10 protein-coding genes are annotated in these 12387 nt (G+C 48.8%); 8 read left to right on the top strand and 2 right to left on the bottom strand.

The window, feature by feature from the left end; translation table 11 throughout:
* Window positions 1-248: 248 nt before the first annotated feature.
* Window positions 249-1136, bottom strand: a complete 888-nt coding sequence (locus tag GCE9029_RS09860) for an AraC family transcriptional regulator (protein ID WP_062663005.1) — start codon at window positions 1134-1136, stop codon at window positions 249-251.
* 191 nt (window positions 1137-1327) lie between these two features.
* Here GCE9029_RS09860 and GCE9029_RS09855 point away from each other — a divergent pair, with 191 nt between their 5' ends.
* Window positions 1328-2548: a sugar efflux transporter gene (locus GCE9029_RS09855; protein WP_062663004.1), complete on the top strand. Its 1221-nt coding sequence runs from the start codon at window positions 1328-1330 to the stop codon at window positions 2546-2548.
* A 185-nt stretch (window positions 2549-2733) separates the two neighbouring features.
* Here GCE9029_RS09855 and GCE9029_RS09850 read toward each other — a convergent pair whose 3' ends face one another.
* Complete coding sequence (locus tag GCE9029_RS09850; protein ID WP_062663003.1) at window positions 2734-4830, bottom strand: tetratricopeptide repeat protein; 2097 nt, start codon at window positions 4828-4830, stop codon at window positions 2734-2736.
* Between the two features lie 492 nt (window positions 4831-5322).
* Here GCE9029_RS09850 and GCE9029_RS09845 point away from each other — a divergent pair, with 492 nt between their 5' ends.
* The 7 genes from GCE9029_RS09845 (at window position 5323) to GCE9029_RS09815 (ending at window position 12223) form a co-directional block, all read left to right on the top strand.
* Window positions 5323-6465: a flagellin gene (locus GCE9029_RS09845; RefSeq protein ID WP_062663002.1), complete on the top strand. Its 1143-nt coding sequence runs from the start codon at window positions 5323-5325 to the stop codon at window positions 6463-6465.
* A 372-nt stretch (window positions 6466-6837) separates the two neighbouring features.
* Window positions 6838-7977 (top strand): flagellin, encoded by a 1140-nt coding sequence (locus GCE9029_RS09840; protein WP_062663001.1) that lies wholly within the window; start codon window positions 6838-6840, stop codon window positions 7975-7977.
* 189 nt (window positions 7978-8166) lie between these two features.
* A complete protein-coding gene (locus tag GCE9029_RS09835) occupies window positions 8167-8466 on the top strand; it encodes a flagellar protein FlaG (RefSeq protein WP_231870065.1) in 300 nt (99 codons plus the stop codon).
* Between the two features lie 16 nt (window positions 8467-8482).
* Complete coding sequence (fliD, locus tag GCE9029_RS09830; RefSeq protein WP_062662999.1) at window positions 8483-9853, top strand: flagellar filament capping protein FliD; 1371 nt, start codon at window positions 8483-8485, stop codon at window positions 9851-9853.
* Between the two features lie 5 nt (window positions 9854-9858).
* Window positions 9859-10158, top strand: a complete 300-nt coding sequence (locus GCE9029_RS09825; protein ID WP_231870064.1) for a hypothetical protein — start codon at window positions 9859-9861, stop codon at window positions 10156-10158.
* 12 nt (window positions 10159-10170) lie between these two features.
* The gene (gene fliS, locus GCE9029_RS09820; protein WP_062662997.1) at window positions 10171-10575 is read left to right on the top strand and encodes a flagellar export chaperone FliS; all 405 of its coding nucleotides are present in this window, start codon (window positions 10171-10173) and stop codon (window positions 10573-10575) included.
* A gap of 172 nt (window positions 10576-10747) precedes the next feature.
* On the top strand, window positions 10748-12223 hold the full coding sequence (locus GCE9029_RS09815; protein WP_062662996.1) for a sigma-54 dependent transcriptional regulator: 1476 nt from the start codon (window positions 10748-10750) through the stop codon (window positions 12221-12223).
* Window positions 12224-12387 lie beyond the last annotated feature (164 nt).

Below are 12387 nucleotides of genomic sequence, written 5' to 3'. Positions count from 1 at the left end.
GCTTCGATGTGTAGCTAGCCTACGTGAGAAGCCGATAACGCGGCAGAAAGTCCCCACAAACGCTGCCCAAAGGGTTCGACTGCGCGTCCCGTACCCTAAGCGTTTTATGCTTTGTTGAGGTGTATTTGCTTAGAATGACTAGGCGGCACACACCTCGCCGCGCCTAAAACGCTTATGGCGAGAACAAAATTTAACCACCAAAGGTCAACAGCCCCTAGACTCTGGGAACTCTCGTTTCAAGCTACTTCCTACCCAAACAACTTTCTGAAGTCGGTCGGTGTCATGCCCTTGGTTGTCTTGAACTGCCTGTTGAAGTTAGACAGGTTAGAAAACCCCACCCGCTCAGCAACCACCGAAACGGGAATATTTGAGCGCACTAACATCTCGCAGGCTTTGCCAAGTCGATAGTTTTTAAGGTGATCTGAAAAGCTGTCCGCGAAGTGTTTTTCAAACATTCGGTATACCGAGCTCTCGCTCATGTGGAGGTGGCTGCATATATCTTGAACAGATATTTGCTCATTGTAGTTGTCGGCGATAAACTGCTGCGCTTTTTCCAGCTTGTCGAGGATCGGCGTATCTTTCGCCACATAAAAGCAGAAAGGGCGAGAGGTCAGTGTTTGCGCTGATTTGTCTTCACACAGCAGCATAAGGATTTCCACCACCCGCACAAACTGTGCGGCGGGTTTCAGCTGCGACGCGCCATTCATCAAAGGGTACAAAGCATCAAACGTTGCTTTGGACAACATCAGCCCTTTGTTTGCGCGTACCAACATGTCACTAACGGCAGACAATGCCGGTACCGTGGCTACCAGGGATTGAATCCAAGACTGATCAAGCCAGAGCACATGAGAGCTACTGGGGCGTTCCGGCGTGGCTGTTGAAGCAACGCGCGTCAGCATGTGCGGCAAACCGGGTCCGGTGAGGTAGGCATTGCCATGTGCCGCCTCGCCGACGTAATCATCAATGATGATTTTTCCAGGGGCCACATGATGGGGATCGTAATACAGCACCAGCTCTATTTCATCGTGGTAATGCCAACCGCACTGCACGCCAATCTTAGGCTCGATGCAGTGGTAATCGACAAAATGCCAGCTTGGACTGACATCTTTTTGAACACGTTCAATGGTTGGCCGCATGACGATCTCTCAAGGGTAATTGATGACTGCTGATACTAGTTTTACCCGGATTGTCAGTGGGTTGGAAGAAATTGAATGAATAGTATTAGTGGTTGCTCGATGGCTATCACACAGGATGCATATTTGTCCCTAAACTGCATCACAAATAAACCTAAACAACGTCCACACAAATTTTTTGTGAGAAGAGAAACATGAAAAACTACGTAAGTTTTTTGACCAATAAAGCCGCGCTTTGTTACCTGCTGGTCAGCTTGTTTGCTGGTCTCGGCGGTGGCTTTTTCTATCCACTTTTAGGGATTTTTGTTGTCGATGGATTGGACGCAACACCGCTGCAAATGGGCGTGTTTCTCGCCATCTCGATTTTTAGCGGTGTGATTGTTTCACAGCGTATTGCCAAGTTGTCAGATGTGGGTTGGGATCGCCGCCAAATTATCTTGTTGGCTCAAAGCGCGTTTATCGTCGTCATGGTGTTGTTCATGATGATCCGCGATTTTTATCTGGCCTTGGCTGTGATGATCTTCATCTCGAGTTTTTCGGCAGCAGCTTTGCCACAAACGTTTGCTCTTGGCCGCGAGTTTGCGGACAAGAACCTCGGCGATAACAGCACGCTGTTTGTATCGCTGATGCGCGCCATGATGTCCTTGTCTTGGGTAATTGGCCCGCCACTGGCTTTCATCCTGTACGATGCCTTCGGTTTTAACGGCGCATTCCTGTTTGCCGCTGTCACTATGGTTATTTCGGTGTTGATTGTTTGGCGTATGTTCCCGTCAACCAAAATCAAAGAAGCCGATTCCACAGGTGAAGTGGAAGTGCGTCAATCATGGCGCAAAATTCCGGGAGCGCCGCTATATCTGGGGGCGGTATTCATGTTGTTTTTGGCCAACAACATGTATGTCATGTCGATTCCTTTGTATGTGACGAAGGAGCTCGATATGGCAGGGTCAGTGGCAGGCCAGTTGCTCGGCTTGGCGGCATTCGTTGAAATTCCGGTGATGGTGTTGGCTGGCCTTTGGGCTGCCAAAGTTGCCCCACAACGTTTGATGGTGCTGAGCGCTGCGTCAGCCTGTACTTTCTATAGTTTGCTGTTTAATGCCGATGCACTGTGGCAAATGTACGCGCTGCAATTATTGAACGGCTTGGCTGTAGGCATCAGTGCCAGCCTGGGTATGGTGGTGATTCAGAACAAAATGCCAAATCAGATGGGCGTAGCGACCACTTTGTTCAATAACGCCATTATGATGGCAAGCCTGGCGTCCAGTGTAACAGTGGGCTTTGTGGCCGAGCTTCATAATTACCATACAGTGATTCTCGCGATGCTGGCAGCAGGTGCCGTTGCTTTTGGTTTGCTTTTACTTTCGGCTAGGGAGACCCGACGCCCTCCATGCACATCAAGCATTGCGGCGGAAGCGTAAAACAGGCTGCTGAAATGTAAGAGAATACTCTGAAAAGTTCGGCATCTGCTGAACGTTTCAGAGCCACGGGCCTTTCATCGTGCGTTACGGCGCTGGGAAGGCTGCACGCCGAAAGAATATGCCCAGTGAATTCAGATAAAAAATGGCCGCATCAAACTGATGCGGCCATTTTATTCGGATTTGAATCAGCTTGCCTGAATGTGCCGGGCAATCGATTCTAGCAGCGGATATTTGTTTTCCAGCATAGGTGGATAGAAGTAACCAAACTCGATGTCGCAATACAAAGATTCAGGCTGGTTGAAATCAGACTCTTCCGTGCCCGCAAAGAATACGTGGCAAGGGGTGCCAACAGCAGTAGTCAGGCGGTGTACTGCGGTACCCGCAGTGATCACCGCATCCAATCCTTTGATGACGGCAGCTGTACCGTCAAAATCATCACGCAGATCCAGCCCTTCAAGCTGCAACACTCTGATGCCAGAGAGCTTTTCAATCTTGTTAAGTTCTTTGCTGCAATCACCGTATTGGAGATTGATAAACACTGCGTCTGGAAACTGCTTCACTAAATGCGCGACTTCTTCCGCAATCAAGTAGTGGATGTTACGTGTTGCCGCAGCAAGGCCACTTCGCCAGCAAATACCAATCAATTTCTTCTCTGCATGTTGGTGACGGACTTCAGTCAACTTGGATTGCCAGTGCGCTTTGGTGTCTTCCGGCAAATTCACATATCCGGACTGGTAAACATGGCGGCCATGTTTTTCAAAGCAGATGCCAGCCAGGCTGCCACCGGCAACCCAGGACGTAATGTCGTTCATGACTTCTTCAGGGATATGAATGTCTTCGCCTTCAATGCGCTTAATAGGCACCATGATGGCTTCTGGGTAAGCGCGGTTGAGCACTGATTCCAAGCGCGGATCACAGGCCACATAGACCTTTTGGGTGTTTTCCAGCACCATGGCAAGGTTATGGAAGTAAAGAATTTCGTCGCCAACCCCCTGTTCTGGCATGACCAGAACAACGTCATCTTTCGGGCGCTCAAGGTTCCATTGCGGCATGTTGCCGCTGTAACGCAAGCGACGATGACAGGTCAGGCCCAATTCATTGGCGCGGTAATAGTTTTCCCATTCGCCGAGGGTGCGGTAAACAAAGCTGACGTTAAAGCCTGCCTCCACATCATCCGGATACTTTGAAATGTAATCTTCAAGCAAAGCTTTTGATGCTTTGGCTTCACCCTTGTACCAAAGAACCTCAGCAAGATAAGTGGAAAGACGCAGCTTGTTTTCTTCATTGGCGACGCCTGCCGCTTGCTGAATGTGTTGCTGACACTCCAAAATGGCTGCGGGCGTGAAGTTATGACGCGTTCGAAGTAACTGGAAGCTTGCTGTCGCCAGTCTGTTCAGCAAATCCGTGTCGGTCGGATATTGCTTAATAAAGGTCTTGGCTTGTCGGTAGGCTTCCAGCCAGTTTTCTTCTTTTTCGTAGCTGAGCACAATCAAGCGGCAAAACAGTGGCTCGGCTGGCCAGGCGTTCAGGCCGAAGCGGGCATGATCACGCGCTGCTTTGAAATCTTCAATCTTGATTGCACTGTGGCTAAGTAGAACCACAATTTCTTTTTCTGACGTGTCTTCATCAAATGCACGCAGTAGGTTTTGGCGGGCAAGGCCAAAGTTTTCTTCGCCCATGTATAGCTTCGCCAAACCTAGTAAAGCTGAAGGATTGTCGCCAGCTACGCTGATCACGGCATTAAAAAGCTGTTTAGCCTGATCCAGATTGCCGCTTGCCACCATTTGGTTGGCGAGGGAGAGGGTTTCCAATACTTCGGCGTCCATGGCAGCATTTTTCTGCGAGGCAACCTGGTTCATCTGCTTTGCTGTGCGACGGCTTTCGCCCAGTTTACCGATAGCGGCGGTAAGTTGTTGCCGCATGGCGAGCAGCTCTTGGTGATCCGGTGCCACGCCAAGCAAGGCGTCCACAATCTCAAGAGCGTCTTTATTCATCCCGTTTTGTGCCAGCAGCGTCGCTTTATCAAACAGGATTGAAGCATCGCCTGGCTCAACGGTCAGCGCATGATCCAGCTTTTTCAGTGCCTCTTGCCAAGCACCTTCTTCGCTGTCCATCACCGCCAGTACTTGCAGTACAGGCAAGGCATCGGGAGCATGAGAAAGAATTTGTTCGAACACCTCTCTGGCTTCGCGTTTTTTCTGATGTTGATAGAGCGAAACGCCATGCTCAAACGCTTGTTCCAGTGTCATAGCACTTTCATTGGCTTGGGAGGGATTGTTCATAAGGAATCCATATAGTTATTCGTGCGAAAAACTTAAGTTTTTAAACTAAATAAAAGACAGCAAATACCGTGCCGAAAGACGTTTACTTTATGGATAAATTCGCACGTGTATAAAGGGCAGACTGCTTTGTCTCTGTTTTGAGAATGAAAATTTATTCGAACAAAATGTGATTCATCCCTCTTAATTACAAGATCTGGTGCTATGGTTATGAGGAGGCAATGACCGGAGGCGGCAAGTTGCCGATTTTCTTGAGGAGAAAATCAAATTATTTGCCGTTTTGTTAATCGACTCCGCTCTCATTGCTCCTAAGTTGATGATAAACAAGACTTTCCAAAAATTGGCATGCTATTTGAATAACATTCGGCATGAGGTGTCAGTTGCACTGATACCGTTCCTGATAACGAACTGAAGGCTGGTCCCGCTTCTACATTCGGACAAGTTTGTCGCGGGTAGGCTGTTTCGCAAAATACGCGAAAGTCAAAGGAGAGCAAAATGGGTGTAACAGTTAACACCAACGTGTCTGCGATGACTGCGCAGCGTTACCTGAACAAGTCGACAAACGATCTAAATACGTCGATGGAACGCTTGTCGTCTGGTAGTCGGATCAACAGTGCGAAAGATGACGCCGCTGGTCTGCAGATTTCGAACCGACTCATCGCCCAGACCCGTGGCCTAGATGTTGCGATGCGCAACGCTAATGACGGTATCTCAATTGCCCAAACTGCAGAAGGTGCAATGCAGGAATCCACAAATATCCTGCAACGTATGCGTGACCTGTCTCTGCAATCGGCAAATGGTGCGAATGGTAAGTCTGAACGTATCGCGATTCAGGAAGAAGTGTCAGCACTTCAAGACGAACTTAACCGTATTGCAGAAACCACTGCGTTTGGTGGCCGTCGACTGTTGAATGGTTCTTTCGGTGAAGCATCTTTCCAAATTGGTGCTGATTCGGGTGAGGCCATCATTATGGGCTTAACCAGTATTCGTGCTGATGATTTCCGAATGGGTGGTACCGAGTTTATTGCCGCAAACGGTAAATCAGCGGGTTGGGAAGTGGCAAGTACAGCCGCAACTCTGACCATGGCGTTTACGACCAAAGACGGTAACACCATCAACCTGAATATTGACGCGAAAGTGGGCGATGATATCGAGGAAGTGGCGACCTATATTAATGGTCAGTCTGACGAGATGGTGACGGCGTCTGTTGATGAAGCTGGCCAACTACAGATTTTCGTTGCGGAAGAGAAGCTCTCTGGCAACGTAACCTTTGGTGGTGGTTTGGCAACATCTCTGGGCCTGGTCACTGGCGCAGGTGCAGCAACCACGGCGCAAGACATTGATGTCAGTGATGCTGGTGGTGCACAAATGGCGGTGGGTATTATCGACTCAGCCATGCAGTATATTGATAGTCAGCGTGCTGATTTGGGTGCGAAGCAAAACCGCTTGAGCCACACCATCAGTAACCTTTCCAACATCCAAGAGAATGTTTCTGCGTCTAACAGCCGCATCCGCGATACCGACTTCGCGAAAGAAACAACAGAGCTCACCAAAGGCCAAATCCTGCAGCAGGCAAGTACCTCTATTCTTGCTCAAGCGAAACAGTTGCCACAGGCGGCGCTCAATCTGCTCCAGTAATCTGGATTGTAGAACCCGAAAAGCGGCAAGCCATTGCCGCTTTTTTTGTGTTTTTTTTCAGCAAATAGCCTGAACCTCCTAATCATTACTTCTTTCCCTAAGCCTTGTTATTACTGGGTTTTCTGTCTTTCTATCTGCTTTTGTCGACAAATTTTTAAAATCATCACTAAAGTTTTTCCCCACTAAGGCGAAAACCTTCATAGCACCATGATTTTACGGCTTTTCACCCTCCACGGTGGCTTGTAAAAAAAGTAGGAAAAAAGGTGTAAAGGTTTTTCCAAACGTGCCGTTACATGGGTTGTGAGAGATTTAGAACTGGTTTTCCCTGGGTTGCTGGGCGGAAGCCGGACTTAGTACCAAAGGAGAATAGTTATGGCTATTACAGTAAACACTAACGTGCCTGCAATGACCGCTCAGCGCTACCTGAACAGCTCAACCGACGCGTTGAACAATTCGATGGAGCGTCTGTCTTCGGGCTTCCGTATCAACAGCGCAAAGGATGACGCAGCAGGTCTGCAAATCTCTAACCGCCTGATTTCACAAAGCCGTGGTCTAGACGTTGCAGTACGTAACGCAAACGACGGTATCTCAATGTCACAAACTGCTGAAGGTGCGATGGAAGAATCCACCAACATCCTGCAGCGTATGCGTGACCTGTCACTGCAATCTGCTAACGGCGCTAACGGTGACCAAGAGCGTGTGGCAATCCAAGAAGAAATCGTTGCCCTGCAAGACGAACTGAACCGTATCGCGGAAACGACGTCTTTCGGTGGTGCGAAACTGCTGAATGGTACTTACGGTACAAAAGCATTCCAAATCGGTGCTGACGCTGGTGAAGCGGTCTTCATGGAATTCAAGAATATCCGTGCTGACGAAGCGATGATGGGTGGTGCGACCTATAAGGCGACTGTAGCTGCGTCTGCTGACATGGCTGCTTGGACCGCAACTGGTGGTTCAACACTGTCTATGGCTATCACCAATGCTGACGGTACGACTGCGACCATTAACGTTTCTGCTAAAGCAGGCGATGACGTGGAAGAAGTGGCTACCTACATCAACGGTCAGGCTGACGGCAAAGTATCTGCGTCTGTCACTGAAAACGGCGAACTGCAAGTTGTTTCTGCATCTGGTGCAGACGTAGCATTCACCGGTGCTCTGGCGACCTCTCTGGGTATCGCTGGTGCAGCGAAAGTTGACCAAACAGTACAAGACGTTGACGTTAGTACTGTAGGTGGCGCACAGCGCGCAGTTGGTCTGGTGGACAATGCGATGCAATACATCGATTCACACCGTGCAGAGCTGGGTGCGAAGCAGAACCGTCTGAGCCACGCGATTGCTAACCTGGATAACGTTAACGAGAACGTTAGCGCATCTAACAGCCGCATCCGTGATGTTGATTTTGCTAAGGAAACGACGCAGTTCACCAAATCTCAGATACTGCAGCAGTCTGGTACGTCTATACTTGCACAAGCGAAGCAAGCACCGTCAGCTGCACTGAGCCTGTTAGGCTAATAGCAAGACCAAAAATGACGGTGAGCTTGCCTCTCACCGTCAATAGCTAACAGGAGGTGAACTACGATGGACCTATCATCCGTTTCAACGTCATCCCTGTCTCATGTGACTCCACAGTCAGGCACGAAAGTTGCTAGCAGTAAACAATCTGTGGAGGGGACTCAACCCAACATCACGAACCAGCGGCAGATGGCAGAGAATGTTGAAAAGCTGTCTCAACGCCGTGTAGAGCAAGTCCAAAAACTTGAAGATACACGGGAGATGCAGCAAGAACAGCTCGAAATGCTGGTTGAGCGACTGGATGAGTTTGTGTCTACCTTTAACAAAGGCTTGTCATTTCGACTCGATGAGAATTCTGGAAGAAGCGTAGTTACTGTCTATGAAATGAGTAGTGGTGACATCATCCGACAGATTCCTGAGAAAGAAATGCTAGAGCTAGCACAGCAACTGTCTCTTCATGCGAGGGGGCTGGTTGCAGAAAAGGTATAACTGAGGTAAGTGAAAAATGGGTTTAAGCGCAACGGGCCTTGGCAGTGGCATGGACATCAACTCCATGGTCAGCAAAATTGTTGAAGCTGAGCGTGCGCCTAAACAGGAGCGAATCGTTAAGGGCCTGAACGATGTTGAAACTAACATCAGCGCCTACGGTAGACTCAAAACTTCCCTCGATACGATGAAAGATTTGATGTATGACTTTCGCCGTAACAATACCTTCGCGGCGCGGAGTACAGTTTCAAACAACGAAGAAGCTGTCTCCGCATCCGCTGACCACCAAGCCGTTACCGGCGTCTACTCCATCGACGTACAGCAACTCGCGCAGTCCCACAAACTGGTTTCTGACGGTTTAGATTCCAAAGCCGATTTTGGCGCAGGGCAAATCACGCTGAGTCTGGGCGGTCGAACCACCACCATTGATATCGACGCGAACAACAGTTCACTGCTCGATATCGTGCGCACCATCAACAGCAGTGCAAATAACCCTGGTATCAAAGCGTCCGTTATCAATGATGACAGTGGCGCGCGATTGATCCTCGGTGGTGATAAAACAGGTGTAGATAACCAAATTTCCGTCAGTGTGAATGCGCCGGTGACGTCACCGCTGCAGGCACTGGCCTATGACCCTACCAGTCAAACTAATTCGATGAATGAGATGCAGGCAGCTCTGGACGCCCGCATTCTGATTGACGGACTGGCATCGGTGTCCAGCGATACCAACACGTTTTCTGACGCCATTCGTGGTGTTGAGATTGAAGTATCGCAACTGACGTCTCCTTCAGATGGCCCTGTGATTGTCAATGTGGACGAAGACAGAGACACAGTGAAAGCATCACTGGAAGACTTTGTTGATGCTTACAACGCTTTCTATCAAGTGACTAAAGCGCTGTCTAAATACGACCCGGAAACCCAACAGGGTGGTCCATTGGTTGGCGACAGCGTTATCCGTTCAGCGGTTAACCAAATGCGTTCGTTGTTTTCCACGCCGATTGAAGGCGCTCCGGATTCACTGAAAACACTCAGTGAGCTCGGTATCTCCACCACAATGGATGGACGTTTGGAAATCAACTACAACCTGTTGGACAAACAACTGACGCGTAACTACGGCGCGTTAGAAGGTTTCTTCGGTGGTAATCAGGGCTTTGCCCGAAAAGTAGAAGAAACCGTGCAGAATTTTACCGGGGTGGGCGGTGCAATCCGTAACCGCGAATCCAGCCTGGGCGATCAGCGAATTCGACTGCAAGATGAGCAGGACAAACTGGATCGCCGAATGGAGGATTTGGAAAACCGCACCTTGAAGCAGTTTTCCGCCATGGATAACGCGATGGCAGAGATGCAATCTCAACTGTCCGCCATGATGAATATCATGCCGGCAATGTAAGTGAGATGAACATGCAAGCTTTGCTGTCCCAACTGTCAGAGATTGATGAACAACTCCTGACGGTACTGAATTCAGACCCTGTTGACTCCAGTGAGATGGCACGGTTATTGAATCATAGAAAACAATGTCTGGCAGAAATCACGATGTTGCCGGAAAAGCCGGAACAAGCTGCATGGTCAAAGGCAATCGCCAGAACCGAGCAGTTATTTAGCCTTATAAAAGTACAGCGTGATAGTGCTGCAGCCCATGCCAGTCGTTTTAAGAAAGGGCGTCAGTCAGTGCAAATTTATAAAAAGTTCGAGTAGGTGAGGAATGTTATGAGAGGGTCACTTCAGGCCTACAAAAAAGTCTCAGTAGACAGCCAACTGAGTGCAGCGTCACCACATAAGGTGATCCAAATGCTGATGGCGGGTGCTATTGAACGCTTGGTTCAGGGCAAAGCAGCAATGTTGCAAGGCGACGTTGCAGTGAAAGGTGAACGTCTGGGTAAGGCGCTGGATATTATCATCAGCCTGCGTACTTGTTTGTCGATGGACGATGGTGGTGAAATTGCATCCAATCTTGATGCACTTTACGACTTTATGATCCGTCAAATTTCTGAGGCAAACCGAGACAACTTGGATGCGCCCATCGATGATGTGATCGATATTTTGCGCGAAATTAAATCAGCATGGGATCAAATACCGGCTGAGTATCACAATATCACCTCTGCAGACGCATAAAATCGCGTCAGATTCACTACAATCTAATCTGTCTTGGCACTGGAGTCACAGCTTTATTGTGTCTCTGGTTGCCTTATACCAAGCAATAATTACAATAGCTGGATTATTCTGTTATTGGTGACATCCGTCGCGCCGATGACTTAGATGGTTTTAGGGCAGATATATCTCACACATGCAAGGTTTAACGAAGATTCTTGTTATCGAGGATGATGAAAAATTTCGTCACGATTTAGGCGTTATCTTGGAGTTTATTGGTGAGCAATACCTGCTATGTGCAACCACTGAGCTAAATGATTCGCACTGGAAGCAAGCCGAGGGCGCTTGTTTTCTGGGTAACATCCACTCACCACAGCGCTTTTCCCAAGTGCTGGATAGTTTGGCGATAAACAATCACATTCCTGTTATTGCACTTGCGAAACACAAAACGGAATTGTCTGGACTGCCAAATTTTGTCGGTGAGCTTGAGCTGCCACTAAATTATCCCCAACTTGCTGATGCACTCCGACACTGTCAGGAGTTTTCCGGCAAGCGTGCATTTAATATTCCTCAACTTAGCCGAAAAAATACGCTATTCAGAAGCATGGTAGGTCGCAGTGAAGCGATTGCCGATGTTCGTCATCTTATTGAGCAAGTTGCAGGAACCGACGCCAGCGTACTGATTCTGGGTGAATCCGGTACCGGTAAAGAAGTCGTTGCACGTAACATCCATTACCATTCGCAACGCGGGAAAGGGCCATTTGTGCCTGTAAACTGTGGTGCGATTCCACCTGAACTGTTGGAAAGTGAGCTGTTCGGTCACGAGAAAGGGGCATTTACCGGTGCAATTTCTGCGCGTAAAGGCCGTTTTGAGCTGGCTGAAGGCGGCACGCTCTTCTTAGATGAAATTGGCGATATGCCTCAGCCGATGCAGGTCAAACTGCTTCGTGTGCTTCAAGAGCGCTGTTTTGAGCGTGTCGGCGGCAACAAGACCATTCAGGTCAATGTACGTGTTGTGGCTGCCACACACCGCAATCTGGATACCATGATTGAAGAAGGCTCATTCCGTGAAGACCTTTTCTATCGGCTGAACGTGTTCCCAATCGAAATGCCTGCACTGCGAGAGCGTATTGAAGACACACCGCTGCTGATTCAGGAATTGATGGCGCGTCTGGAAGCAGAAGGTGGCAACCAAGTGCATCTGACCCCCCGTGCTATCAGCTCGCTGATGGAACATGACTGGCCGGGTAACGTTCGTGAACTGGCGAACCTGATTGAACGCATGGTTATCCTGTATCCAGGCCAGATGGTGGATGTAAACCGACTACCGAAGAAATATCGTTACAGCGACATTCCTGAATTCCAACCTGAAACTCTGGGTGGCTTTGAAGCTGAGGAAGATCTGGAACGTGATGCGCTTCATGCGGTGTTTGCGATGGACGAACCGGAAGAAGAGATGCCAGGTTTCTCTAACCCTTCTACCGCTGGGCTCCCGCCGGAAGGTGTTGACCTTAAAGCCATGCTGGCTGATCTGGAAGTTGAAATGATTCGTCAGGCTTTGGAAGCGCAAATGGGCATTGTGGCGCGTGCAGCGGATATGCTGGGTATGCGACGCACCACACTGGTTGAGAAGATGCGTAAGTATGGTCTCAACAAAGAAGATATTACCTGAACGCAATTGTCCGCCGTAATACTGAATTGATTGATATGAAAGCGAAGTCATTTTTTTGACTTCGCTTTTTTGTTCCTATTTCTTCTAATTTACTGAATTGTAATGAATTAATAATTGGCACATTACCTGCTTAGAGCTATCTAGCGTCAGAAAAAGAGAGCTAA

This window comes from Grimontia celer, from assembly GCF_900055185.1.
GTDB classification, from domain to species: domain Bacteria; phylum Pseudomonadota; class Gammaproteobacteria; order Enterobacterales; family Vibrionaceae; genus Enterovibrio; species Enterovibrio celer.
The sequence above is the reverse complement of the archived record's forward strand: the minus strand, read 5'-3'. Positions and strand labels throughout refer to the sequence as shown.

What these genes read in the sequence shown, in the direction of transcription:
- GCE9029_RS09860 (WP_062663005.1), bottom strand. Translation starts at nt 1,136, where the DNA reads ATGCGGCCAACCATTGAACGTGTTCAAAAAGATGTCAGTCCAAGCTGG.
- GCE9029_RS09855 (WP_062663004.1), top strand. Translation starts at nt 1,328, where the DNA reads ATGAAAAACTACGTAAGTTTTTTGACCAATAAAGCCGCGCTTTGTTAC.
- GCE9029_RS09850 (WP_062663003.1), bottom strand. Translation starts at nt 4,830, where the DNA reads ATGAACAATCCCTCCCAAGCCAATGAAAGTGCTATGACACTGGAACAA.
- GCE9029_RS09845 (WP_062663002.1), top strand. Translation starts at nt 5,323, where the DNA reads ATGGGTGTAACAGTTAACACCAACGTGTCTGCGATGACTGCGCAGCGT.
- GCE9029_RS09840 (WP_062663001.1), top strand. Translation starts at nt 6,838, where the DNA reads ATGGCTATTACAGTAAACACTAACGTGCCTGCAATGACCGCTCAGCGC.
- GCE9029_RS09835 (WP_231870065.1), top strand. Translation starts at nt 8,167, where the DNA reads ATGGCAGAGAATGTTGAAAAGCTGTCTCAACGCCGTGTAGAGCAAGTC.
- fliD (WP_062662999.1), top strand. Translation starts at nt 8,483, where the DNA reads ATGGGTTTAAGCGCAACGGGCCTTGGCAGTGGCATGGACATCAACTCC.
- GCE9029_RS09825 (WP_231870064.1), top strand. Translation starts at nt 9,859, where the DNA reads ATGAACATGCAAGCTTTGCTGTCCCAACTGTCAGAGATTGATGAACAA.
- fliS (WP_062662997.1), top strand. Translation starts at nt 10,171, where the DNA reads ATGAGAGGGTCACTTCAGGCCTACAAAAAAGTCTCAGTAGACAGCCAA.
- GCE9029_RS09815 (WP_062662996.1), top strand. Translation starts at nt 10,748, where the DNA reads ATGCAAGGTTTAACGAAGATTCTTGTTATCGAGGATGATGAAAAATTT.